This window comes from Iodobacter fluviatilis, assembly GCF_900451195.1.
GTDB lineage: Bacteria > Pseudomonadota > Gammaproteobacteria > Burkholderiales > Chitinibacteraceae > Iodobacter > Iodobacter fluviatilis.
The window spans coordinates 213651-234655 of sequence record NZ_UGHR01000006.1 but is presented as its reverse complement, the minus strand read 5'-3'; the positions used below and the strand labels follow the sequence as shown (position 1 = coordinate 234655).

The window sequence follows — 21005 nt, the reverse complement described above, 5'->3', positions numbered from 1 at the left end:
CGCTTATGCCGCTTAATGATGCATTTTGCCAAGGGATTATTTAACGTTACCTACCGTTTTCCTCGCTTAATGCTTGCGGAAAGAGTGGACTATATACAACAGTGGTCGAAGCAATTAACGCAAATACTGGGTGTTAGCTTGCGTGTTCAGGGTATTGAGCCTGGAAAATACCCTGAACAACACATGTTGTTAGCCAATCACATTTCATGGCTTGATATATTTATTCTGGATTCAGTTACTGTTTCTAGATTTGTTGCAAAATCAGAACTGAGATCTTGGCCAATCATTGGCAGACTCTGTATAGGAACAGGAACACTTTTTATTGAAAGAGAGCGAAAAAGAGACACTGCAAGGGTGAATGAGGCCATTGTAACGGCTCTAAGTGAAGGGCACTGCGTAACAGTCTTTCCTGAAGGTACAACAGGGTGCGGAAGACAGCTTTTACCTTTTCGCTCTTCGCTTTTACAAGCGGCAATTGATGGCAATGCCACCATACAACCTGTTTACCTGCGCTACACAGATGCAGAAGGTCAATATTCTGATGCTGCGACCTACATTGGTGATATGACCTTAGCTCAGTCTTTATGGCGTATTTTAGGAACGCGATCTTTGCATGCTGAAATAAACTTTTTAGCACCATTTCCAACTGATCATAAAAACCGACGCACTCTGACGCAGTTTATTGAAGCGCGCATATGTACAGCACATCACGCATTAAATACTCAATCCATCAAGGCCTGATACTCTGACCGGGCAGCAGTTTGATAAAGCTGCCCGTTATCTATGCTAATTGCAGTAAGTGCGCCACCCCATACACAGCCTGTATCTAAAGCCCATACATCTTCTTTAAGCATCAGCCCTAGTGCTGACCAGTGCCCACAAATAACCCGGCGATTCAAAGGCTGGCGATTCGCCAGTTCAAACCACGGTTTAATCCCTGCAGGCGCTTGTTCACGCTCACCTTTGTACTTTAATTGCAATGCGCCGTCTGTTGTAACAAAGCGCATACGCGTCAGGCAATTCACGCTATACCGCATCCGATCGGCTGAACTCATATCGTCAGACCATACAGCGGGTTGATTACCATACATTACAGCCATAAAGTCTTTCCACTGATCGCTTTGCAGAGCGCTTTCTACCTCTTTTGCAGCAAGCTTTGCTGTATCCAGTGACCAACAAGGGCTTACCCCTGCATGCACCAGGACGACATCCCCTAAATCAATAAGTAAAGGCTGCTGGCGTAACCAGAGTAACAAGTTTTCAGCATCAGGGGCATCAATCACCTCCTGAAGCGTATCACCAGGCTTTGCCTGTGCTAAGCCTGCAAACATCGCCAGCAGATGCAGATCGTGATTACCCAATACAACAGACACGCCCTGAGTTTGGGATGCCCAGCGTAAAGTAGCAAGTGAAGATGGCCCTCGGTTTACCAAATCACCCAGCAAATAGATCTGATCGTTCTTTGGGTTAAAAGCCAGATTTTCAACTACAGCTAATAACTCCGTAAAACACCCTTGAATATCACCAATCGCATATCTCGACATAACTCATCCATTTAGCAGCTAAAATGAAAACATTATCACTGATGCAGCAGATTAATGACCATGACCACCAACACGCATCTCAGCCTGAATGACTGGCTCATTAAACTGAGCAATATAGAAATCCCTGCAATGCAGTATACCTTGGATCAAATGTCTCATTTGCACTCGAAAAGTGATGATATAAGCATCAGAGATCTGTCGTTACTTATTCGCCATGATCCACTACTCACTCTAAAACTCATTCGCTATCAACAGAGGCAACGAAGAGCAGTACAAATGAAAGATGTAAACACCATAGAGCATGTACTACTGATGATTGGCATGGGAGGTTTCTTCCGTGAGTTTGGTTCAACACAGGCAGTTGAAACTCAACTGCAACAACAACCTGAAGCATTATTGGGGATAAGAAAAATCATTTCACGATCTTATCTTGCGGCCAGAATTGCAGAAAGCCTCAGCAGCCAAAGACATGATGTTGATCCAATAGAAGTAACCACAGCATCCTTGCTGCATGATTTAGCTGAAATATTACTCTGGTTATCAGCCCCAGAACTTGCTCAGAAAATTACACACTATTTACTAAAAAATCCAGGCCGCAGAAGTCATGAAGCCCAAAAGTTAATCCTTGGATTTACCATTAATGAATTGCAAACTGAATTAGCACTACACTGGCACTTGCCCAGCCTTCTCACTCACTTAATGGACGAAAGGCATACTGATGAACCAAGAGTCAGAACCGTGTCCATAGCCACTTCTACAGCACGCCACTTAGCAAACCACTGGCAAGACCCGGCTTTACCAGATGATTATCAAAACATTTCTGATTTATTATCTATTGAGCCAGAACAGGCATATGGATTGGTACGAAACGTTTGTATAAAAGCAGGGCATGAATGGGAGTGGTTTTCGGTACTTCCTGTTGCCACCCAAATTCCTCAGTTTTAGCCAGACAATAAAAAAGCCAACCTTGCGGTTGGCTTTTTTACACTACAACGAATTGCTGCAAAACAACTGATTACTCAGCTGCTTCAACCGCTTCCGCTTCTTCAGGACGGTCTACAAGTTCAACGAATGCCATAGGAGCATTGTCGCCTTGACGGAAACCGCACTTCAGAATGCGAAGGTAGCCACCATTACGGGCAGCATAACGCGGGCCGAGCACATCGAACAACTTAACCACCATATCGCGATCACGTGTGCGATTGAACGCCAGACGGCGGTTCGCAAGTGAAGGCTTTTTGCCTAAAGTGATCAAAGGCTCTGCAACACGGCGCAGCTCTTTTGCTTTAGGTAAAGTGGTCTTGATGACTTCGTGACGGAGCAACGAATTCGCAAGATTGCGCAACATCGCCAGACGGTGACTTGTCGTGCGATTTAATTTGCGATTAGATTGACGGTGACGCATTTGTCGATTTCCTTTTGCCCGCTATTACGGCTTTTCTAAGCCAGCAGGCGGCCAGTTTTCAAGGCGCATGCCCAGCGAGAGGCCTTTAGAGGCAAGAACTTCCTTGATCTCATTAAGCGATTTACGCCCAAGATTAGGTGCCTTCAAAAGCTCAGTCTCGGTACGCTGGATCAGGTCGCCGATATAATAAATGTTCTCTGCCTTCAGGCAGTTAGCCGAACGGACAGTCAGTTCGAGGTCATCAACCGGACGCAACAGAATCGGATCGATCTGCGGTGCCTGTGGTTGCTCTTCCTCTACGGGAGTGCCTTCAAGATCAGCGAACACGGCGAGCTGGTCAATTAGCATACGTGCAGCTTGACGCACTGCTTCTTCAGGTTCAATTACGCCATTTGTTTCAATGTCAATAATCAAACGATCAAGATCAGTACGTTGCTCTACACGGGCGCTTTCTACGTGGTAGCTAACACGGCGAATCGGGCTGAAAGACGCGTCAAGCATGATGTTACCGATAGTACGGCTTTCATCTTTAGCTAAACGGTTAGGTGCAGGCTGATAGCCACGACCTTTTTCAACCGTAATTTCCATATTAAGCTTGCCACCAGCAGACAGATGGGCAATCACATGATCTGGATTGATCACCTCAACATCGTGAGACAGCTGAATATCGGACGCTTTAACGACGCCCTCACCCTCTTTTGAGAGGGTGAGAACGACCGAGTCCCGACCATGCAGCTTGAGCACAACGCCTTTGAGGTTCAGCAAGATATCGACTACATCTTCCTGCACGCCATCCAGTGCGGAATACTCGTGTACCACACCTTCAATTTTCACTTCAGTCGGTGCAAAACCAGACATGGAAGAAAGAAGAATGCGACGTAGAGCATTGCCGAGCGTATGGCCGTAACCGCGCTCGAACGGCTCCATCACGACTTTCGCCTGGGCAGCGTTTAAAGCCTGCACATCAATGATGCGCGGCTTGAGCAACTCATTCGCGTTGATTTGCATAAGTCAGTATCCCTTGGCTAGCCGGGTCAGAATATTACTTGGAGTAGAATTCCACAACCAGCGCTTCGTTGATGTCGCTGGACAGATCGGAACGCTCAGGCATGTTTTTAAACATACCTTCAAGCTTCTTAGAATCTACCTGAACCCAGCTCGGAAAACCGATACCCTCAGCCAAGGAAACAGCTTCCTGGATACGAGCCTGAGTTTTCGATTTATCGCGAACAGAAACAACGTCGCCAGCCTTAACCAAGTAGGAAGGAATATTCACAACACTACCGTTTACCACAATAGCTTTGTGGGAAACAAGTTGACGAGCTTCAGCACGTGTAGAGCCAAAACCCATACGATAAACAACGTTATCAAGACGACATTCAAGAAGTTTCAGCAGGTTTTCACCTGTTGAACCTTTACGTCGGCTAGCTTCTTCAAAATAACGACGGAACTGACGTTCCAATACGCCGTAAATGCGGCGAATCTTTTGTTTTTCGCGCAAATGAACGCCGTAGTCTGACAGACGTGAAGGCTTTTTACCGCCACTCACACCATGCTGACCAGGAGCTTGTTCCAGTTTGCACTTACTATCCAAAGAACGACGAGCGCTCTTCAGGAAAAGATCCGTACCCTCACGACGTGCAAGTTTGCACTTGGGTCCAATATAACGAGCCATAACTTACTCCGGGATTAGATACGACGCTTCTTCGGCGGACGACAACCGTTATGCGGAATCGGCGTAACATCCGAAATACTCGTGATCTTGAAGCCGAGTGCGTTTAATGCACGCACAGCAGACTCACGACCCGGACCCGGACCCTTGATGCGAACTTCGAGGTTCTTTACACCGTATTCTTGGGCAACTTTACCAGCAGCCTCTGCAGCTACCTGAGCCGCAAAAGGTGTACTTTTCCGAGAGCCTTTAAAACCAGCACCGCCCGAGGTAGCCCAAGACAGTGCATTCCCTTGGCGATCAGTGATGGTTATGATTGTGTTATTGAAAGACGCGTGCACGTGCACAACACCTTCTGACACACTCTTTTTGACTTTCTTCCGTACACGTACTGTGTTTGCTTTAGCCATTCTTTAATTCCTTGGATTACTTCTTGCCAGCGATGGACTTACGCGGACCCTTGCGAGTACGCGCATTGGTACGAGTACGCTGACCGCGGCATGGAAGTCCTCTGCGGTGACGGAAACCACGGTAGCAACCAAGGTCCATAAGACGCTTGATGCTCATGGTCACTTCGCGGCGCAAATCACCCTCGACAACATATTTGCCAAGTTCTTCACGCAGCAGATCTAGTTCAGCATCACTGAGATCTTTAACCTTTTTTGTAGGCTCAACGCTTGTTGCAGCGCAGACGGCATAGGCGCGAGTGCGACCAATACCGAAAATAGCCTGAAGGCCGATCACAGTATGCTGATGATTCGGGATATTAACCCCAGCAATACGGGCCATACTTTTCTTACCCCAGGTTCAAAAAGCTTTGCATATTAACATCAGGAACTGATTGTCGCAACAATCAGCCTTGACGCTGCTTGTGCCGCGGGTCGGTGCAAATCACACGCACAACACGGTTGCGGCGTACGATTTTACAATTGCGGCAAATTTTCTTGACCGACGCTTGAACTCTCATCGTCTTTCCTTTCGATCAAAATTAAATCCGGGCTATTACTTGGCCCGGAATACAATGCGAGCCTTAGTCAGATCATAGGGAGTTAACTCCACTGTAACCTTATCTCCGGGCAGGATGCGGATGTAATGCATCCGCATCTTACCAGAAATATGACCAAGAACCACATGTCCGTTTTCGAGCTTGACCTTGAACGTTGCATTTGGCAACGTTTCTAGGACTTCGCCCTGCATCTGAATGACTTCGTCTTTCGCCATAGCCTGTTACGCCTAGCCCTTGAAGTTAGCTTTCTTGAGCAGACTCTCGTACTGATGTGAGAGCACGTAAGACTGCATTTGCGACATAAAGTCCATTGTTACGACTACAAGAATCAACAGAGAAGTACCACCAAAATAGAATGGAACATTCCACTTCAGGATCAGGAACTCCGGAATCAAGCAGATTACCGTAATATAGACAGCACCGATTAATGTGAGTTTTAAAATCAATTTTTCGATGTATTTCGCAGTATGGTCTCCCGGGCGGTAACCCGGAATCATTGCCCCACTCTTCTTCAGATTGTCTGCCGTTTCCTTCGGATTGAAGACCAAAGCAGTGTAGAAGTAGCAGAAGAAAATGATCGCAGTCGCATACAACAGCACATAGAGCGGCTGACCAGGATGCAGCATGTCACCGATCGATTTCAACCAAGACAATTTATCACTATTACCAGTCCACGACAGTAAAGTTGCGGGGAATAAGATAATTGACGAAGCAAAAATCGGAGGGATCACGCCCGCCATATTCAGTTTCAGTGGAAGGTGAGTGCTTTGTGCCTGCATCATGCGGTTGCCAACTTGGCGCTTCGCATAATGAACAGGAACTTTACGTTGGCCACGTTCTACGAACACAACCGCCGCAGTTAATAGCACAACACCAACAAAGAGAAACAACACAAGCAAAATAGGTAATGCGCCTTGATTAGCCAGTGATAATGTCTTACCGATTGCCGAAGGCAAACCAGAAGCAATACCAGAACAGATCAAGATAGAAATACCGTTACCGATACCTCGTTCAGTAATCTGCTCACCCAACCACATCAGGAACATGGTGCCAGTCACCAGCGTAACGATCGTTGTAAACACAAACTGAGCCTGTGCTACAACCACCAGATTAGGCTGTTTGAACAGCATCATTGCAATACCAAAGCTCTGTGCAGTAGCAAGAAGCAGCGTCGCATAACGCGTATATTGCGTAATTTTACGACGACCTGCTTCTCCCTCTTTTTTCATCTGCTTCAGAGATGGCAGCACCTCGGCAGCGAGCTGTAAAATAATCGATGCCGAGATGTAAGGCATGATCCCGATAGCGAACACGGTAAAGCGAGAGAGAGCACCACCGGAAAACATATTGAACATGTTCAATAAACCGGTTTGCGACGACTCAAACAATTTTGCCAGTTCAGCTGGATTGATGCCTGGCACCGGGATGTGTGCGCCGATACGATATACGATCAGCGCCCCGATCAGGAACCAAATCCGGCTTTTAAGATCCGCAAACTTGTTTGCAGAACTAGCCAGAGCGGGATTTGCCATTACTGCCTTATCCTCAGTTTACCGAATTACTCGGTGATGCTGCCACCAGCTGCTTCAATAGCAGCACGGGCACCCTTAGTTACAGCCAAGCCCTTGAGTACAACTGCACGCTCGATAATGCCGGAAAGTACAACTTTACCGCGCAGAGCATGCTGAGATACCACCCCAGCTTGAAGCAGTGCTTCAAAGGTAATTTCGCTCAATGGCAAATCGTTGATGTCCGACAAGCGAACTTCAGCGGTATCACCACGTGTGAGTGAAACAAAACCACGTTTTGGCAGACGGCGTTGCAAAGGCATTTGACCGCCTTCAAAACCGACCTTATGAAAACCACCAGTACGTGATTTCTGACCTTTGTGACCACGACCAGACGTTTTGCCTAAGCCAGAGCCAATACCGCGGCCTACACGACGCTTAGCGTGAGTAGAACCAGCAGCTGGTTTCAGGTTATTAAGTTCCATTAGCCTTCCACCTTCAGTAGGTAGCTGATCTTGTTAGCCATACCACGATTTTCCGGGGTATCGATCACTTCAGAGCTACTATTAAGACGACGGAGACCTAAGCCACGGGCACATGCCTTGTGAGCTTCCAGGCGACCAATCAGACTTTTAACTAAAGTTACTTTGAATTTCTTAGAGTCGCTCATTTAGCAGCTCCCAGAATCTCTTCAACAGACTTACCACGCTTCGCAGCAATATCTGCTGGTGTGTGAAGCTTAGAAAGACCATCTAATGTTGCACGTACGATGTTGTACGGGTTGGTCGAACCGTGGCACTTTGCCGAGATATTATGGATACCCATAACTTCGAACACAGCACGCATTGGACCACCAGCAATAATACCCTTACCATCAGCAGCAGGCTGCATGAACACTGTAGTAGCGCCATGTTTGCCGAATACTGTGTGGTGAATCGTACCGTTGCGCAAAGTAACTTTTTGCAACTTACGACGGGCTTCTTCCATTGCTTTTTGTACGGCTACAGGCACTTCTTTCGACTTGCCCTTACCCATACCAACGCCGCCATCACCATCACCAACTACTGTCAGTGCGGCGAAACCAAGGATACGACCACCCTTGACGACCTTGGTTACGCGATTTACAGCGACCATCTTTTCACGAAGGCCGTCGCCGCGTTCTTCCATATCGTTCTTAGCCATTATATCAACTCCAAACTCAATTAGAAGACGAGGCCGCCCTCACGGGCAGCATCAGCTAAGGCCTTAACACGGCCGTGATATTTGAAGCCGGAACGGTCAAATGCAACCGTTTCGACACCTGCAGCTTTCGCTTTTTCAGCGATACGCTTGCCAATCACGACTGCGGCATCAACAGAGCCGCCATTCTTGATTTGGCCACGAACATCAGCTTCAAGAGTTGAAGCAGAAACCAGTACTTTGCTACCGGTTTCGTCGATGATCTGGGCGTAGATGTGACTGTTGGTGCGGTGCACCGACAGACGCAACATCTTGAGCTCCGAAATCTTTGCACGGGTTTTACGTGCGCGGCGGAGTCGAGCTTGGTTCTTGTCCATGATTCAGCCTCGATTACTTCTTCTTGGTTTCTTTCAATACGACAACCTCATCGGAATAGCGTACGCCCTTGCCTTTATATGGCTCAGGTTTACGGTACTCACGAATTTCGGCTGCAACCTGACCAACCAGCTGCTTGTCGGCGCCCTTAAGGACGATTTCGGTTTGTGTCGGAGTTTCCACCTTCACACCTGCTGGCATTGAATGCGCAACAGGGTGGGAAAAGCCGAGAGTCAGGTTCAGGATATCGCCCTGAGCCTGAGCACGGTAACCAACGCCTACCAGCAAGAGCTTACGCTCAAAGCCTTTAGAAACACCTGTTACCATGTTATTTACCAATGCGCGCAAAGTACCGGACATAGAGCGAGCATGCTTAGATGCACCCTTAGCGGCAAATTGAACTGCATTGTCCTCAACCTTAACATCGACATCAACGCAAAGAGTTTGCGTCATTGTGCCGTGTGGGCCCTTCACAACGATTTCACCAGCAGCGAACTGTACTTCAACGCCTGCCGGAATAACTACTGGGTTTTTTGCTACGCGAGACATCGATTCACCTCTTTAAGCGACGACGCACAGAAGCTCGCCACCAATACCATTGGCACGTGCTTTGCGATCTGTCATTACGCCTTTGGAGGTGGACAAAATAGCCACACCCAGACCGTTCATCACCGTTGGGATTTCTGTTGCACCTTTATAGATGCGCAGACCCGGCTTGGACACGCGGTCCAAACGCTCGATAACCGGACGACCAGCGTAGTACTTGAGTTCGATGGTCAAAACAGGTTTAACTTCACCTGCGACTTCAAACGATTCGATATAACCTTCATCTTGCAACACGCCAGCAATAGCTAACTTCAGCGTGGACGATGGCATTGTAACTTGTGCCTTGTCCGCGCGTTGTGCGTTGCGAATACGGGTTAGCATATCGGCGATAGGATCATGCATTGCCATGTTTTATCTCTCCTATTACCAGCTAGCCTTGACCATGCCAGGAACTTCACCCTTGAAGGCGAGTTCACGTAGCTTGATACGGCCGAGTCCGAATTTGCGATACACGCCACGACCGCGACCAGTAATCGAACAACGATTTACTAGACGTACCGGGCTTGCATTACGCGGAAGCTGCTGGAATTGCAAACGAGCAGCAAAACGCTCTTCGTCAGATGCATTCTGGTCATTGATGACCGCCATCAGCTTTTCACGCTTGGCGGCGTACTTGGCGACGGTTGCACGACGCTTTTCCTCACGCTTAATCACTGCGACTTTAGCCATGGTTGCCTCAACTCTTGAATGGGAACTTGAAGCAAGCGAGTAATGCACGCGCTTCTTCATCGGATTTAGCTGTAGTGGTAATCGTAATATTCATACCACGCAAAGCGTCAATCTTGTCGTATTCGATTTCTGGGAAAATGATCTGCTCACGAACACCCATGTTGAAATTACCACGACCGTCAAACGACTTACCGCTCACGCCGCGGAAATCGCGCACACGTGGCAGAGCAATCGTTACCAGACGATCCAGAAATTCGAACATACGTTCGCGGCGCAAAGTCACTTTGCAGCCAACCGGATAACCTTCACGAATTTTGAAACCAGCAATCGACTTTTTAGCTACAGTAACAACTGGTTTTTGACCAGCGATTTTCACCAAATCACCAACAGCATGATCCATCACTTTTTTATCCGCAATCGCTTCGCCAACACCCATGTTAATGGTGATTTTGTCGATGCGTGGAACTTGCATGATGGATTTGTAGCCAAACTGTTCAACCAGTTTCGGCACTACTTGTTCTTTATAAAACTCTTGCAGACGAGCCATTTTTCATCACCCCTTAGCCGCCAACCACTTCGCCACTAGACTTAAAGAAACGAACCTTACGGCCATCCTCTAAAGTCTTGAAGCCAACGCGATCAGCCTTGCCCGTTGCAGTGTTAAACAAGGCAACATTAGAAATGTGAACCGGCATAGTCTTTTCGACAATACCGCCCTGTACACCGCGCATTGGATTAGGCTTTTGGTGTTTTTTCACCACATTAACGCCTTCAACCACGACACGATCTTCAGCCGGGATTACGCGCAGCACTGTACCGCGCTTGCCGTTGTCCTTGCCTGTGATAACGATGATTTCATCGCCTTTGCGAATCTTGTTCATGCCCGTCCCCTTACAACACTTCTGGCGCAAGTGAAACGATTTTCATGAATCGTTCATTGCGCAGCTCACGAGTCACTGGCCCAAAAATACGGGTACCAATTGGCTCAAGCTTGGCGTTAAGGAGAACTGCAGCGTTGCCATCAAACTTGATAAGCGAACCATCAGCACGGCGTACACCCTTAGCGGTACGAACCACTACGGCGCTATATACGTCACCTTTTTTAACGCGGCCACGAGGGGCAGCATCTTTAATGGCAACCTTGATAATATCGCCCACCGAAGCGTAGCGACGCTTGGAACCACCAAGAACCTTAATGCACATTACTGAACGTGCACCAGTGTTATCAGCAACTTCAAGCCTAGTTTGCATTTGAATCATTGAAACAAACCTCCAACTTTTTCCGCCTATAATCTCGGCAAGACCGAGTCGCTCGGCAAAACCGAGCATTAGCAGCTAGTTTTGGATCCCGTAGGGAAGAACTCCATACACAACAAGATGTTATATATGGATAAGAAAGCGGGCATTGTACATAAAGCACAATACCCGCGCAAGCACGTATTAAATATTAATTACGAGCTTTTTCTACCAGCGTCGTCACAGCCCAGTTTTTAGTCTTGGACAGTGGACGAATTTCTTGGATTGTAACCAAATCACCTTCGTGATACTGATTACTTTCGTCGTGTGCATGGTATTTTTTGGAACGACGCATCATCTTGCCGTAGAGCGGGTGTTTAACCAGACGCTCTACCAACACGGTAACAGTCTTATCCATTTTGTCGCTGACGATACGGCCTGTCAGTTCGCGCTTCAGTTTAGCTTCAGACATCGTTAAGCCGCCTTCTGAGCCATGATGGTATGAACGCGCGCAATATCTTTGCGCACACGGTTGAGTTCGCTTGGCTTTGCCAGTTGACCCGTCGCATGCTGCATACGCAAGCTAAACTGCGCCTTCAACAATGCGGTCAACTCAGCCTTCAGCTCTTCAACAGATTTCTGATGTAGTTCAGCAGCTTTCATCGTTGTCCCGCCTGACGAGTGACAAAGGTAGTCGCGAATGGCAATTTAGCAGATGCAAGGCGGAAAGCCTCACGAGCAACTGCTTCATCTACACCATCCAACTCATACAATACTTTGCCTGGTTGAATCTCAGCAACCCAGTAATCCGGGCTACCCTTACCATTACCCATACGCACTTCAGCGGGCTTGGTAGAGATTGGCTTATCTGGGAACGTACGAATCCATACACGACCACCACGTTTAATATAACGGGTAATCGCACGACGTGCGGATTCGATCTGACGAGCTGTCAGACGACCACGACTAGTGGCCTTGAGCCCAAACACACCAAAAGCAACGCTGTTACCACGAGTAGCGATACCCGTGTTACGGCCCTTCTGGACCTTGCGATACTTAAGTCTAGTTGGCTGCAGCATTGCGAGGCCCCTTCCGTGCGTTTTTCTTCTGAGCTTCAGGTGCTGGTTCAGCAGCCTTTTCGCCCGGCTTCATTTCGCCTTTATAAACCCAAACCTTGATACCAATGATACCGTAGGTGGTTTTGGCTTCAGAAGTTGCGTAATCAATATCTGCACGCAGAGTATGCAAAGGCACACGGCCTTCACGATACCATTCTGTACGTGCAATTTCGATGCCGTTCAAACGACCTGACGACATGATCTTGATACCTTGAGCACCAAGACGCATTGCGTTTTGCATTGCACGCTTCATTGCACGACGGAACATTACGCGCTTTTCAAGTTGCGCAGAAATGCTGTCAGCAATAATTTGTGCATCGATTTCAGGCTTACGCACTTCTTCGATATTTACATGCACGGGCACATTCAGGATCTTTTGCAGCGCTTTTTTAAGCTGCTCAATATCCTCGCCCTTTTTACCAATCACTACACCAGGGCGAGCCGTGAAAATAGTGATTTTGGCATTCTTAGCCGGACGCTCGATTACGACACGACTCACTGAAGCACTGGCCAGTTTCTTTTTCAGATAATCGCGTACTGCGATATCTTCATTGAGCATACCGGCAAAATTGCTACTGTTGGCGTACCAACGCGAAGCCCAGTTCTTAGTGACGGCGAGACGAAAACCCGTCGGATGAACTTTCTGACCCATAGTCGCTCCTTAATCGCCAACAATCAATGTGATATGGCAAGTTTGCTTCTCGATACGATTGCCACGGCCTTTGGCACGTGCGCTGAAACGCTTAAGAGAAGGTCCCTTATCCACAAAAATTGTGGTCACTTTGAGTGCGTCGATATCGGCGCCTTCATTGTGCTCAGCATTGGCAATAGCGGATTCCAGAACCTTCTTAATTAATACTGCACCCTTTTTAGGGCAGAAGGCCAGGATGTTCAACGCCTGCTCTACCGGCTTGCCACGGACTAGGTCAGCGACCAGCCGCGCTTTTTGGGCGGAGAGGCGAGTGTTGCTTAATACAGCAGATACTTGCATGTCTTCACCTTATCGCTTGGCTTTTTTGTCCGCAGCATGGCCTTTGAACGTGCGGGTAAGAGCGAACTCACCCAGCTTGTGTCCAACCATGTTTTCGTTCACATAAACTGGAACGTGCTGCTTACCATTGTGAACCGCAATTGTCAGACCAACGAAGTCTGGCAACACAGTAGAACGGCGTGACCAAGTTTTCACTGGACGCTTGTCGTTCGCCGCGCGGGCAGTTTCCACCTTTTTAATCAGGTGCAGGTCAACGAATGGGCCTTTTTTAATAGAACGTGCCATTTACATTACCTCTTGTTCGCGGGACGACGACGCACGATCATATTGCTTGTGCGTTTGTTGCGACGAGTGCGATAGCCCTTAGCAGGCTGGCCCCATGGACTTACTGGAACACGACCTTCACCAGTACGACCTTCACCACCACCGTGCGGGTGATCAACCGGATTCATTGCAGTACCACGTACTGTTGGGCGAATACCCAACCAACGCTTAGCACCTGCTTTACCGTAGGAACGAAGATTATGCTCTTCATTACCCACTTCACCGATTGTTGCGCGGCAGTCAACGTGAACCTTGCGGATTTCGCCAGAGCGCAAACGCAATTGAGCGTAAGCACCTTCGCGAGCCAGCAACTGAACAGCTGCACCAGCAGAACGAGCCAACTGAGCGCCTTTGCCCGGTTGCAGTTCAATGCAATGAATCGTGGAACCAACTGGGATATTGCGGATCGGGAGGGTATTACCCACCTTAATCGGCGCATCCGAGCCGGAAATCACGGTCATGTCAGCTTTCAGGCCTTTTGGAGCAATGATATAACGACGCTCACCATCTGCGTAGCAAAGCAACGCGATGTTAGCGGTACGGTTAGGATCGTATTCAAGACGCTCTACACGAGCGACGATACCATCCTTGTCATTGCGCTTAAAGTCGATAAGACGATAATGCTGCTTGTGACCACCACCCATATGACGGGTTGTAATCACACCACGGTTGTTACGACCAGCTGTCTTGCTTTGCGACTCGAGCAAAGGAGCGTATGGCGCACCCTTGTGTAGATCTGGGGTCACAACCTTGACGACGGCGCGGCGACCGGGGGACGTCGGTTTTACTTTTACCAATGCCATTTTCAGTCTCCTTTACTGCGCTGCCGCGAGGTCGAGTTCTTGGCCTGCAGCAAGGCTGATATAAGCCTTTTTCCAGTCCTTGCGACGACCTACGGTACGACCAAATTTCTTGCCCTTGCCCTTGACATTCAATGTCGACACGCCTTCAACCTTCACTTTAAAGAGAAGCTCAACAGCGGCCTTGATTTCAGCCTTAGTAGCGTCCGTGGATACACGGAAAACAACTTGGTCATTCTTTTCAGCCACAAAAGTGGTCTTTTCTGACACGATAGGTGCCAAAAGAACTTGAAGCAGACGATTTTCAGAGAATTGCATCATGCGTACAACTCCTCAAAAGCTTGCAGTGCTTCGCGAGTGATAACCACTTTCTTAAAACGAACGAGGCTCACTGGATCAGCTTGCGATGGCTCCAGCACCAGAACGTGCGCAAGATTGCGCGACGCGAGGTACAGATTCTCATCCAGCTCTTTGGTGATAATCAACACAGAATCCAACTGCATAGCAGCCAATTTCTGCGCGAAAGCCTTAGTTTTTGGTGTTTCAGCAGTAAAGCTTTCCACCACCACAAGACGCTCTTCACGAACCAGTTGCGACAGAATGGTCGCGATACCAGCACGGAACATCTTACGGTTAACCTTTTGCGAGAAGTTCTCGTCCGGGCTATTCGGGAAAGCACGACCACCACCACGCCACAGCGGGGAGGAGCTCATACCTGCACGAGCACGGCCTGTACCCTTCTGCTTCCAAGGCTTTTTGGTCGTGTGACTTACGTTATCACGACCTTTTTGAGCACGATTGCCGCTACGAGCATTCGCGAAGTAAGCTGTCACAACTTGGTGAACCAGCGCTTCGTTGAATTCGCGTGCGAACAGCGCATCCGAACCAGCGACAGCGGCTTGCGCCTCGCCGGCAGCATTGATGACTTTAAGATCCATTACGCACCTGCCTTCACACTCGGACGAACAACCACATCATTGCCCTTGCAGCCAGGGACTGCGCCCTTAACTAACAGCAATTGACGTTCGGCATCGACACGGACGATTTCCAAGTTCTGGGTTGTACGTTGTACGTTACCCAGTTGACCTGCCATGCGCTTACCAGGTAGAACACGACCTGGATCCTGCGCTTGACCAATGGAACCCGGCGTATTGTGCGAGCGCGAGTTACCGTGGGAGGCACGGTTGGAAGAGAAATGGTGACGTTTAATTACACCAGCAAAACCCTTACCCAGAGTTGTACCAGTTACATCAACGTAAGAACCAGCCGCAAACATTTCAACTGAAAGCTGATCACCAGCCTTCAATTCTGCTAATTTCTCAGCAGTAACGTTAAATTCAACTAAACCCAAACCAGCTTCCACACCTGCTTTCGCAAAGTGGCCTGCTTGAGCCTTGTTAACACGACTAGCTTTCTTTGCACCGAAAGTAACCTGAACAGCTGCATAGCCATCAGTTTCCGGCGTCTTGATTTGCGTAACGCGATTAGCTGACATGTCCAGCACAGTTACCGGAATGGAAGCACCATCCTCAGCAAATACGCGGGTCATGCCGACTTTACGTCCGACAAGTCCTAAGCTCATAGTTATATCCCTTTCAGGGCCGATTACGATTGACCGGCTAAACCTAAAGTAAAAAAGGCTTGCCACCCTTAAGTGGCAAGCCCGCGACTTTAGCAAGATTTTTCTTTTACCGCAAGTACTTAGCGCACATCACAGCAAAAAAATCTCAATTGTCGATTACTGCAGCTTGATTTCTACGTCTACACCAGCTGGTAAATCCAGCTTCATCAGTGCATCAACGGTCTTGTCTGTTGGATTGACAATATCCATTAAACGCAGATGCGTACGAATTTCCATCTGATCACGCGCCATTTTATTAACGTGTGGGGAGCTCAGAATGTCAAAACGCTCAATTTTTGTAGGAAGCGGAACTGGGCCTTTTACAACAGCACCAGTACGCTTAGCCGTATCAACAATTTCCTGCGCCGAACGATCGATCAAAGCGTAGTCAAATGCTTTCAGACGGATACGAATTTTTTGGTTTTGCATTTTAGGGACCTATTAAACGAGGACTTTGGAAACAACACCCGCGCCAACAGTACGACCACCTTCGCGAATCGCGAAGCGCAGACCTTGTTCCATTGCAACTGGAGCGATCAGGGTAACGGTAACTTCAACGTTATCACCTGGCATCACCATTTCAGTACCTTCTGGCAAATCAACCGAACCTGTTACGTCAGTGGTGCGGAAGAAGAACTGTGGACGGTAGCCGTTAAAGAATGGAGTGTGACGACCACCTTCATCTTTCGACAGAACGTAAACAGAACCTTCGAACTTAGTGTGCGGAGTGATCGAACCTGGTTTTGCCAGAACTTGACCACGCTGAACATCTTCACGCTTAGTACCACGAAGCAACGCACCGATGTTATCGCCAGCTTGACCTTGGTCCAGCAGCTTACGGAACATCTCAACACCAGTACATGTTGTCTTAACTGTTGTAGTGATACCAACGATTTCGATTTCTTCACCAACTTTAACTACACCGCGCTCTACGCGACCAGTTACCACAGTACCGCGACCAGAGATCGAGAACACATCTTCAACTGGCATCAGGAACGCGCCATCTACAGCACGCTCTGGCAACGGAATGTATGAATCAAGCGCTTCAGCCAAACGGAAAATCGATGGCTCGCCGTGTTCTGATTGATCGCCTTCCAGCGCCAAACGAGCAGAACCAACAACGATTGGAGTATCGTCACCAGGGAAATCGTACTTGCTTAGCAATTCACGAACTTCCATGTCAACCAGCTCAAGCAACTCAGCATCATCAACCAAGTCAGCTTTGTTCAGGTAAACAATGATGTATGGAACGCCAACTTGACGAGCCAACAAGATGTGCTCACGCGTTTGTGGCATAGGACCATCAGCAGCTGAACATACCAAGATCGCGCCATCCATCTGCGCAGCACCAGTAATCATGTTCTTGATGTAATCCGCGTGACCTGGGCAGTCAACGTGAGCGTAGTGACGAGTCTCTGTCTCATACTCAACGTGTGAAGTATTAATAGTAATACCACGTGCTTTTTCTTCAGGAGCGCTGTCGATTTGTGAGTAATCTTTCGCTTCGCCACCGAATTTTTTCGACAAGATAGTCGAAATAGCCGCTGTCAAAGTGGTCTTACCATGGTCAACGTGACCAATTGTACCAACGTTAACGTGTGGCTTTGTGCGCGTAAATTTTTCTTTTGCCATTGCTATATATCCTTTAAATTATTTGATTATTTTTTGTTCGCAATAATCGCGTCAGCCACATGCTTCGGCGCTTCGGAGTAATGCTTGAATTCCATAGAGTAAGTTGCACGACCTTGCGACATAGAACGCAAACGAGTCGAGTAACCAAACATCTCGGAAAGAGGTAACTCTGCCTTAACCATCTTGCCACCAGCAGGATTATCATCCATACCTTGCAAGATACCACGGCGGGACGAGATATCGCCCATGATGTCACCCATGTACTCTTCTGGTGTTTCGACTTCTACGGCCATCATAGGCTCAAGAATAACGGCACCAGCACGACGCATCGCTTCTTTAAACGCAATCGAACCCGCAAGCTCAAACGCAATTTGTGAAGAGTCAACATCGTGGTACGAACCAAACGTCAGGCGAACCTTAACGTCAACAACCGGGAAGCCCGCCAACACACCTGCTTTCAATGTGTTCTGGATACCCTTATCCACCGAAGGGATAAATTCACGAGGAATTGTACCACCCTTGATTTCGTCGATGAACGCATAACCATTACCTTCACCCGAAGGCTCTACAGTAATCACGCAGTGACCGTACTGACCTTTACCGCCAGACTGTTTAGCATGCTTACCTTCGATATCGGTAGCGATACGGGTAATTGTTTCGCGGTATGCAACTTGCGGAGCACCCACATTTGCTTCAACGCCAAACTCACGGCGCATACGGTCAACCAGAATTTCCAAGTGCAGCTCACCCATACCAGACATAATTGTCTGGCCGGTTTCTTCGTCTGTACGCACGCGGAAAGATGGATCTTCCTTAGCAAGACGATTCAGAGCAATACCCATTTTTTCTTGGTCTTGCTTTGTTTTTGGCTCAACAGCAACGTGAATTACTGGCTCTGGGAATATCATGCGTTCCAAGATAATGAAGTCACTTGGTGCACACAATGTTTCACCTGTTGTAACTTCTTTCAAGCCAATCGCAGCAGCGATATCGCCAGCATAAACTTCATCAATTTCCTGACGATCGTTTGCGTGCATTTGCACGATACGGCCGATACGCTCTTTCTTATCCTTAACCGAGTTCAGTACGGTATCGCCAGACTTCACAACACCAGAGTAAACACGGAAGAAGGTCAATTGACCAACATAAGGATCGCTCATCAGCTTAAATGCCAGCGCCGAGAACGGAGCAGTATCTGAAGCTTCACGAGTAATAGGTTGTTCTTTTTCATCCACGCCAGTAATCGCAGCAACTTCAACCGGTGAAGGCATAAAGTCGATTACAGCGTCGAGCATACGTTGTACGCCCTTGTTCTTGAACGCACTGCCACACAGCATAGGCTGAATTTCGCACGCTAAAGTACGGATGCGCAAACCTTCAATGATTTCAGCTTCGCTCAAATCACCTTCTTCAAGGTATTTGTTCATCATCTCTTCAGATGATTCAGCAGCGGCTTCAACCATGTTTTCGCGCCAAGTTTGAGCGATCTCTACTAATTCAGCAGGGATATCACCATACTCAAACTTCATACCTTGCGATGCTTCATCCCACAAGATGGATTTCATCTTGATCAGATCAACCACACCGGTAAAGCCATCTTCAGCGCCAACTGGAATTACAACTGGTACTGGATTTGCTTTCAGGCGAATCTTCATCTGCTCTACAACGCGGAAGAAGTTAGCGCCTTGACGGTCCATCTTGTTTACGAAAGCAAGACGTGGAACTTTGTATTTATTAGCTTGACGCCATACGGTTTCAGACTGAGGCTGAACACCACCCACAGCGCAATAAACCATACATGCACCGTCCAGAACGCGCATTGAGCGCTCAACTTCAATAGTGAAGTCAACGTGGCCTGGGGTGTCAATGATGTTAATGCGGTGTTCTGGGTACTGTTGCGCCATGCCTTTCCAGAACGTAGTTGTAGCGGCAGAAGTAATGGTAATACCACGTTCCTGCTCTTGCTCCATCCAGTCCATTGTTGCGGCGCCATCATGCACTTCACCGATCTTGTGGTTTACACCGGTGTAGAACAGAACGCGTTCGGTCGTCGTCGTTTTACCGGCGTCGATGTGAGCAGAAATACCAATATTACGGTAGCGCTCAATAGAAGTCTTACGTGCCACGGGAGATTCCTTATCCGGGTTACGCGATTAGAAGCGGTAGTGAGCGAATGCTTTATTCGCTTCTGCCATACGGTGTACTTCGTCGCGCTTCTTCATCGCGCCACCGCGGCCTTCAGCCGCATCGAGGAGTTCGCCTGCCAGACGCAGATCCATCGATTTTTCACCACGTTTACGAGCCGCATCACGAACCCAACGCATCGCCAATGCCAAACGACGGCTAGGACGGACTTCGACTGGTACTTGATAGTTTGCACCACCAACACGACGGCTTTTAACTTCAACCATTGGCTTGGCGTTACCGATTGCAGCGGAGAACACTTCCAGCGGTGATTTGCCAGTTTTTTTCTCGATCTGCACAAGTGCACCGTAAACAATACGCTCTGCAACCGCTTTCTTGCCATCCATCATGACAACGTTCATGAACTTGGTCAGTTCTTGGCTACCGAATTTTGGATCCGGTAAAACGTCACGTTTCGGTACTTCTCTGCGTCTAGGCATAATTCTCTATCCTTAATATTTCATTCAGTCGGGGTTTCCCCCTCGGCCGCCCATCAAGACGACCACTTACTCGACGGCCCGAATGGGTCTCGCCGACCGTCCAGTGGCAATTAAGCCTTAGGACGCTTAGTACCATACTTGGAGCGCGATTGTTTGCGATCTTTAACGCCGGCTGTATCCAGAGAGCCGCGTACTGTGTGGTAACGCACACCCGGCAAATCCTTAACACGACCGCCGCGGATCAGCACAACGCTGTGTTCCTGCAGGTTATGGCCTTCACCACCAATGTACGAAATCACTTCGAAACCATTAGTTAAGCGAACTTTACAAACTTTACGAAGCGCGGAGTTAGGCTTCTTAGGAGTGGTTGTGTATACACGAGTGCATACGCCACGTTTTTGCGGGCAAGACTCAAGAGCGGGAACCTTGCTCTTTGCTTTTTCCTGCACACGACCTTTACGGACGAGCTGGTTAATCGTTGGCATTGATTACTTCCTTAGGTTAAAAAGCCCCTTTGGGGCACTTGCGTCTTATCATTTCATACAAAGCATTAAACACATTATCAGTCCTGCTTACGCTGACCACCACATGTTTGTTTCTTTGTTTTACTGCGGCACTACTCACAACCACTTCTTTCAAATAGCCAGCGAAAATAAATTTTCACAATAAAATCAAAACATTAAGCCAATTATCAG

At 48.2% G+C, this 21005-nt stretch carries 36 protein-coding genes; 2 read left to right on the top strand and 34 right to left on the bottom strand.

Annotated features, from left to right (window positions below; all coding sequences use genetic code 11):
* The first annotated feature begins 15 nt into the window (after positions 1–15).
* Positions 16–741 (top strand): lysophospholipid acyltransferase family protein, encoded by a 726-nt coding sequence (locus DYD62_RS22830; protein ID WP_165928750.1) that lies wholly within the window; start codon positions 16–18, stop codon positions 739–741.
* Here DYD62_RS22830 and DYD62_RS22825 read toward each other — a convergent pair.
* Positions 723–1544, bottom strand: coding sequence for a symmetrical bis(5'-nucleosyl)-tetraphosphatase (locus DYD62_RS22825; protein ID WP_115230166.1), 822 nt, complete (start codon positions 1542–1544; stop codon positions 723–725). The genes DYD62_RS22830 and DYD62_RS22825 overlap by 19 nt on opposite strands.
* Before the next feature lie 54 nt (positions 1545–1598).
* On the opposite strand from DYD62_RS22825, the gene DYD62_RS22820 reads away from it, so the two are divergent.
* Complete coding sequence (locus DYD62_RS22820; protein ID WP_115230165.1) at positions 1599–2489, top strand: HDOD domain-containing protein; 891 nt, start codon at positions 1599–1601, stop codon at positions 2487–2489.
* A gap of 70 nt (positions 2490–2559) precedes the next feature.
* Here DYD62_RS22820 and rplQ read toward each other — a convergent pair whose 3' ends face one another.
* From rplQ to rpsL, 33 genes are all read right to left on the bottom strand, one after another.
* Positions 2560–2949: a 50S ribosomal protein L17 gene (gene rplQ, locus DYD62_RS22815; RefSeq protein ID WP_099396473.1), complete on the bottom strand. Its 390-nt coding sequence runs from the start codon at positions 2947–2949 to the stop codon at positions 2560–2562.
* A gap of 24 nt (positions 2950–2973) precedes the next feature.
* Positions 2974–3957 carry a DNA-directed RNA polymerase subunit alpha gene (locus DYD62_RS22810; RefSeq protein ID WP_099396474.1) on the bottom strand — a complete coding sequence of 328 codons (984 nt, stop codon included), beginning with the start codon at positions 3955–3957 and terminating at the stop codon, positions 2974–2976.
* 34 nt (positions 3958–3991) lie between these two features.
* Complete coding sequence (gene rpsD, locus DYD62_RS22805) at positions 3992–4624, bottom strand: 30S ribosomal protein S4 (protein WP_099396475.1); 633 nt, start codon at positions 4622–4624, stop codon at positions 3992–3994.
* 14 nt (positions 4625–4638) lie between these two features.
* Positions 4639–5031 (bottom strand): 30S ribosomal protein S11, encoded by a 393-nt coding sequence (rpsK, locus tag DYD62_RS22800; RefSeq protein ID WP_046351579.1) that lies wholly within the window; start codon positions 5029–5031, stop codon positions 4639–4641.
* A gap of 16 nt (positions 5032–5047) precedes the next feature.
* A complete protein-coding gene (gene rpsM / locus DYD62_RS22795; protein WP_046351578.1) occupies positions 5048–5410 on the bottom strand; it encodes a 30S ribosomal protein S13 in 363 nt (120 codons plus the stop codon).
* Between the two features lie 64 nt (positions 5411–5474).
* Positions 5475–5588: a 50S ribosomal protein L36 gene (gene rpmJ / locus DYD62_RS22790; protein ID WP_046351577.1), complete on the bottom strand. Its 114-nt coding sequence runs from the start codon at positions 5586–5588 to the stop codon at positions 5475–5477.
* Positions 5589–5623: 35 nt separating this feature from the next.
* Complete coding sequence (infA, locus tag DYD62_RS22785) at positions 5624–5842, bottom strand: translation initiation factor IF-1 (protein WP_046351576.1); 219 nt, start codon at positions 5840–5842, stop codon at positions 5624–5626.
* Positions 5843–5854: 12 nt separating this feature from the next.
* Positions 5855–7159: a preprotein translocase subunit SecY gene (gene secY / locus DYD62_RS22780; protein WP_099396477.1), complete on the bottom strand. Its 1305-nt coding sequence runs from the start codon at positions 7157–7159 to the stop codon at positions 5855–5857.
* Between the two features lie 26 nt (positions 7160–7185).
* On the bottom strand, positions 7186–7620 hold the full coding sequence (gene rplO / locus DYD62_RS22775; protein ID WP_115230164.1) for a 50S ribosomal protein L15: 435 nt from the start codon (positions 7618–7620) through the stop codon (positions 7186–7188).
* Positions 7620–7805, bottom strand: a complete 186-nt coding sequence (rpmD, locus tag DYD62_RS22770; RefSeq protein ID WP_046351573.1) for a 50S ribosomal protein L30 — start codon at positions 7803–7805, stop codon at positions 7620–7622. Before rpmD ends, rplO begins: the two co-directional genes overlap by 1 nt.
* Complete coding sequence (rpsE, locus tag DYD62_RS22765; protein WP_046351572.1) at positions 7802–8317, bottom strand: 30S ribosomal protein S5; 516 nt, start codon at positions 8315–8317, stop codon at positions 7802–7804. The genes rpmD and rpsE overlap by 4 nt, the downstream gene beginning before the upstream one ends.
* Positions 8318–8337: 20 nt before the next feature.
* The gene (rplR, locus tag DYD62_RS22760) at positions 8338–8691 is read right to left on the bottom strand and encodes a 50S ribosomal protein L18 (protein WP_046351571.1); all 354 of its coding nucleotides are present in this window, start codon (positions 8689–8691) and stop codon (positions 8338–8340) included.
* A gap of 13 nt (positions 8692–8704) precedes the next feature.
* Positions 8705–9238, bottom strand: a complete 534-nt coding sequence (gene rplF / locus DYD62_RS22755) for a 50S ribosomal protein L6 (RefSeq protein WP_115230163.1) — start codon at positions 9236–9238, stop codon at positions 8705–8707.
* A gap of 12 nt (positions 9239–9250) precedes the next feature.
* Positions 9251–9643, bottom strand: coding sequence for a 30S ribosomal protein S8 (gene rpsH, locus DYD62_RS22750; protein ID WP_046351569.1), 393 nt, complete (start codon positions 9641–9643; stop codon positions 9251–9253).
* Between the two features lie 15 nt (positions 9644–9658).
* Positions 9659–9964: a 30S ribosomal protein S14 gene (gene rpsN / locus DYD62_RS22745; RefSeq protein ID WP_046351568.1), complete on the bottom strand. Its 306-nt coding sequence runs from the start codon at positions 9962–9964 to the stop codon at positions 9659–9661.
* A gap of 7 nt (positions 9965–9971) precedes the next feature.
* Positions 9972–10511: a 50S ribosomal protein L5 gene (gene rplE / locus DYD62_RS22740; protein WP_099396481.1), complete on the bottom strand. Its 540-nt coding sequence runs from the start codon at positions 10509–10511 to the stop codon at positions 9972–9974.
* A 13-nt stretch (positions 10512–10524) separates the two neighbouring features.
* A complete protein-coding gene (rplX, locus tag DYD62_RS22735) occupies positions 10525–10845 on the bottom strand; it encodes a 50S ribosomal protein L24 (RefSeq protein ID WP_099396482.1) in 321 nt (106 codons plus the stop codon).
* A 10-nt stretch (positions 10846–10855) separates the two neighbouring features.
* Positions 10856–11224, bottom strand: a complete 369-nt coding sequence (gene rplN / locus DYD62_RS22730) for a 50S ribosomal protein L14 (RefSeq protein WP_046351565.1) — start codon at positions 11222–11224, stop codon at positions 10856–10858.
* 187 nt (positions 11225–11411) lie between these two features.
* Entirely contained in the window at positions 11412–11672 is a 261-nt protein-coding gene (gene rpsQ, locus DYD62_RS22725) for a 30S ribosomal protein S17 (protein WP_046351564.1), read from the bottom strand.
* A gap of 2 nt (positions 11673–11674) precedes the next feature.
* Complete coding sequence (rpmC, locus tag DYD62_RS22720; RefSeq protein WP_046351563.1) at positions 11675–11863, bottom strand: 50S ribosomal protein L29; 189 nt, start codon at positions 11861–11863, stop codon at positions 11675–11677.
* Positions 11860–12279 (bottom strand): 50S ribosomal protein L16, encoded by a 420-nt coding sequence (rplP, locus tag DYD62_RS22715; RefSeq protein WP_046351562.1) that lies wholly within the window; start codon positions 12277–12279, stop codon positions 11860–11862. The genes rpmC and rplP overlap by 4 nt, the downstream gene beginning before the upstream one ends.
* Positions 12263–12970 (bottom strand): 30S ribosomal protein S3, encoded by a 708-nt coding sequence (rpsC, locus tag DYD62_RS22710; RefSeq protein WP_099396483.1) that lies wholly within the window; start codon positions 12968–12970, stop codon positions 12263–12265. The genes rplP and rpsC overlap by 17 nt, the downstream gene beginning before the upstream one ends.
* Positions 12971–12979: 9 nt before the next feature.
* Positions 12980–13309 (bottom strand): 50S ribosomal protein L22, encoded by a 330-nt coding sequence (gene rplV, locus DYD62_RS22705; protein WP_046351560.1) that lies wholly within the window; start codon positions 13307–13309, stop codon positions 12980–12982.
* 9 nt (positions 13310–13318) lie between these two features.
* The gene (gene rpsS / locus DYD62_RS22700) at positions 13319–13594 is read right to left on the bottom strand and encodes a 30S ribosomal protein S19 (RefSeq protein ID WP_046351559.1); all 276 of its coding nucleotides are present in this window, start codon (positions 13592–13594) and stop codon (positions 13319–13321) included.
* Between the two features lie 5 nt (positions 13595–13599).
* A complete protein-coding gene (gene rplB, locus DYD62_RS22695; RefSeq protein ID WP_099396484.1) occupies positions 13600–14436 on the bottom strand; it encodes a 50S ribosomal protein L2 in 837 nt (278 codons plus the stop codon).
* 12 nt (positions 14437–14448) lie between these two features.
* Positions 14449–14751, bottom strand: a complete 303-nt coding sequence (gene rplW / locus DYD62_RS22690) for a 50S ribosomal protein L23 (protein ID WP_197433117.1) — start codon at positions 14749–14751, stop codon at positions 14449–14451.
* Positions 14751–15371 carry a 50S ribosomal protein L4 gene (rplD, locus tag DYD62_RS22685; RefSeq protein WP_099396485.1) on the bottom strand — a complete coding sequence of 207 codons (621 nt, stop codon included), beginning with the start codon at positions 15369–15371 and terminating at the stop codon, positions 14751–14753. Before rplD ends, rplW begins: the two co-directional genes overlap by 1 nt.
* Positions 15371–16015 (bottom strand): 50S ribosomal protein L3, encoded by a 645-nt coding sequence (rplC, locus tag DYD62_RS22680; protein WP_099396486.1) that lies wholly within the window; start codon positions 16013–16015, stop codon positions 15371–15373. Before rplC ends, rplD begins: the two co-directional genes overlap by 1 nt.
* Positions 16016–16171: 156 nt before the next feature.
* Complete coding sequence (gene rpsJ, locus DYD62_RS22675) at positions 16172–16483, bottom strand: 30S ribosomal protein S10 (RefSeq protein WP_046351554.1); 312 nt, start codon at positions 16481–16483, stop codon at positions 16172–16174.
* Between the two features lie 12 nt (positions 16484–16495).
* Positions 16496–17686, bottom strand: coding sequence for an elongation factor Tu (tuf, locus tag DYD62_RS22670; protein ID WP_115230162.1), 1191 nt, complete (start codon positions 17684–17686; stop codon positions 16496–16498).
* A 26-nt stretch (positions 17687–17712) separates the two neighbouring features.
* Positions 17713–19812, bottom strand: coding sequence for an elongation factor G (fusA, locus tag DYD62_RS22665; RefSeq protein WP_115230161.1), 2100 nt, complete (start codon positions 19810–19812; stop codon positions 17713–17715).
* 27 nt (positions 19813–19839) lie between these two features.
* Positions 19840–20310, bottom strand: a complete 471-nt coding sequence (gene rpsG / locus DYD62_RS22660; RefSeq protein ID WP_046351551.1) for a 30S ribosomal protein S7 — start codon at positions 20308–20310, stop codon at positions 19840–19842.
* Positions 20311–20420: 110 nt separating this feature from the next.
* Positions 20421–20795, bottom strand: a complete 375-nt coding sequence (rpsL, locus tag DYD62_RS22655) for a 30S ribosomal protein S12 (protein ID WP_099396489.1) — start codon at positions 20793–20795, stop codon at positions 20421–20423.
* Positions 20796–21005 lie beyond the last annotated feature (210 nt).

What these genes read in the sequence shown, in the direction of transcription:
- DYD62_RS22830 (WP_165928750.1), top strand. Translation starts at nt 16, where the DNA reads ATGATGCATTTTGCCAAGGGATTATTTAACGTTACCTACCGTTTTCCT.
- DYD62_RS22825 (WP_115230166.1), bottom strand. Translation starts at nt 1,544, where the DNA reads ATGTCGAGATATGCGATTGGTGATATTCAAGGGTGTTTTACGGAGTTA.
- DYD62_RS22820 (WP_115230165.1), top strand. Translation starts at nt 1,599, where the DNA reads ATGACCATGACCACCAACACGCATCTCAGCCTGAATGACTGGCTCATT.
- rplQ (WP_099396473.1), bottom strand. Translation starts at nt 2,949, where the DNA reads ATGCGTCACCGTCAATCTAATCGCAAATTAAATCGCACGACAAGTCAC.
- DYD62_RS22810 (WP_099396474.1), bottom strand. Translation starts at nt 3,957, where the DNA reads ATGCAAATCAACGCGAATGAGTTGCTCAAGCCGCGCATCATTGATGTG.
- rpsD (WP_099396475.1), bottom strand. Translation starts at nt 4,624, where the DNA reads ATGGCTCGTTATATTGGACCCAAGTGCAAACTTGCACGTCGTGAGGGT.
- rpsK (WP_046351579.1), bottom strand. Translation starts at nt 5,031, where the DNA reads ATGGCTAAAGCAAACACAGTACGTGTACGGAAGAAAGTCAAAAAGAGT.
- rpsM (WP_046351578.1), bottom strand. Translation starts at nt 5,410, where the DNA reads ATGGCCCGTATTGCTGGGGTTAATATCCCGAATCATCAGCATACTGTG.
- rpmJ (WP_046351577.1), bottom strand. Translation starts at nt 5,588, where the DNA reads ATGAGAGTTCAAGCGTCGGTCAAGAAAATTTGCCGCAATTGTAAAATC.
- infA (WP_046351576.1), bottom strand. Translation starts at nt 5,842, where the DNA reads ATGGCGAAAGACGAAGTCATTCAGATGCAGGGCGAAGTCCTAGAAACG.
- secY (WP_099396477.1), bottom strand. Translation starts at nt 7,159, where the DNA reads ATGGCAAATCCCGCTCTGGCTAGTTCTGCAAACAAGTTTGCGGATCTT.
- rplO (WP_115230164.1), bottom strand. Translation starts at nt 7,620, where the DNA reads ATGGAACTTAATAACCTGAAACCAGCTGCTGGTTCTACTCACGCTAAG.
- rpmD (WP_046351573.1), bottom strand. Translation starts at nt 7,805, where the DNA reads ATGAGCGACTCTAAGAAATTCAAAGTAACTTTAGTTAAAAGTCTGATT.
- rpsE (WP_046351572.1), bottom strand. Translation starts at nt 8,317, where the DNA reads ATGGCTAAGAACGATATGGAAGAACGCGGCGACGGCCTTCGTGAAAAG.
- rplR (WP_046351571.1), bottom strand. Translation starts at nt 8,691, where the DNA reads ATGGACAAGAACCAAGCTCGACTCCGCCGCGCACGTAAAACCCGTGCA.
- rplF (WP_115230163.1), bottom strand. Translation starts at nt 9,238, where the DNA reads ATGTCTCGCGTAGCAAAAAACCCAGTAGTTATTCCGGCAGGCGTTGAA.
- rpsH (WP_046351569.1), bottom strand. Translation starts at nt 9,643, where the DNA reads ATGGCAATGCATGATCCTATCGCCGATATGCTAACCCGTATTCGCAAC.
- rpsN (WP_046351568.1), bottom strand. Translation starts at nt 9,964, where the DNA reads ATGGCTAAAGTCGCAGTGATTAAGCGTGAGGAAAAGCGTCGTGCAACC.
- rplE (WP_099396481.1), bottom strand. Translation starts at nt 10,511, where the DNA reads ATGGCTCGTCTGCAAGAGTTTTATAAAGAACAAGTAGTGCCGAAACTG.
- rplX (WP_099396482.1), bottom strand. Translation starts at nt 10,845, where the DNA reads ATGAACAAGATTCGCAAAGGCGATGAAATCATCGTTATCACAGGCAAG.
- rplN (WP_046351565.1), bottom strand. Translation starts at nt 11,224, where the DNA reads ATGATTCAAATGCAAACTAGGCTTGAAGTTGCTGATAACACTGGTGCA.
- rpsQ (WP_046351564.1), bottom strand. Translation starts at nt 11,672, where the DNA reads ATGTCTGAAGCTAAACTGAAGCGCGAACTGACAGGCCGTATCGTCAGC.
- rpmC (WP_046351563.1), bottom strand. Translation starts at nt 11,863, where the DNA reads ATGAAAGCTGCTGAACTACATCAGAAATCTGTTGAAGAGCTGAAGGCT.
- rplP (WP_046351562.1), bottom strand. Translation starts at nt 12,279, where the DNA reads ATGCTGCAGCCAACTAGACTTAAGTATCGCAAGGTCCAGAAGGGCCGT.
- rpsC (WP_099396483.1), bottom strand. Translation starts at nt 12,970, where the DNA reads ATGGGTCAGAAAGTTCATCCGACGGGTTTTCGTCTCGCCGTCACTAAG.
- rplV (WP_046351560.1), bottom strand. Translation starts at nt 13,309, where the DNA reads ATGCAAGTATCTGCTGTATTAAGCAACACTCGCCTCTCCGCCCAAAAA.
- rpsS (WP_046351559.1), bottom strand. Translation starts at nt 13,594, where the DNA reads ATGGCACGTTCTATTAAAAAAGGCCCATTCGTTGACCTGCACCTGATT.
- rplB (WP_099396484.1), bottom strand. Translation starts at nt 14,436, where the DNA reads ATGGCATTGGTAAAAGTAAAACCGACGTCCCCCGGTCGCCGCGCCGTC.
- rplW (WP_197433117.1), bottom strand. Translation starts at nt 14,751, where the DNA reads ATGCAATTCTCTGAAAATCGTCTGCTTCAAGTTCTTTTGGCACCTATC.
- rplD (WP_099396485.1), bottom strand. Translation starts at nt 15,371, where the DNA reads ATGGATCTTAAAGTCATCAATGCTGCCGGCGAGGCGCAAGCCGCTGTC.
- rplC (WP_099396486.1), bottom strand. Translation starts at nt 16,015, where the DNA reads ATGAGCTTAGGACTTGTCGGACGTAAAGTCGGCATGACCCGCGTATTT.
- rpsJ (WP_046351554.1), bottom strand. Translation starts at nt 16,483, where the DNA reads ATGCAAAACCAAAAAATTCGTATCCGTCTGAAAGCATTTGACTACGCT.
- tuf (WP_115230162.1), bottom strand. Translation starts at nt 17,686, where the DNA reads ATGGCAAAAGAAAAATTTACGCGCACAAAGCCACACGTTAACGTTGGT.
- rpsG (WP_046351551.1), bottom strand. Translation starts at nt 20,310, where the DNA reads ATGCCTAGACGCAGAGAAGTACCGAAACGTGACGTTTTACCGGATCCA.
- rpsL (WP_099396489.1), bottom strand. Translation starts at nt 20,795, where the DNA reads ATGCCAACGATTAACCAGCTCGTCCGTAAAGGTCGTGTGCAGGAAAAA.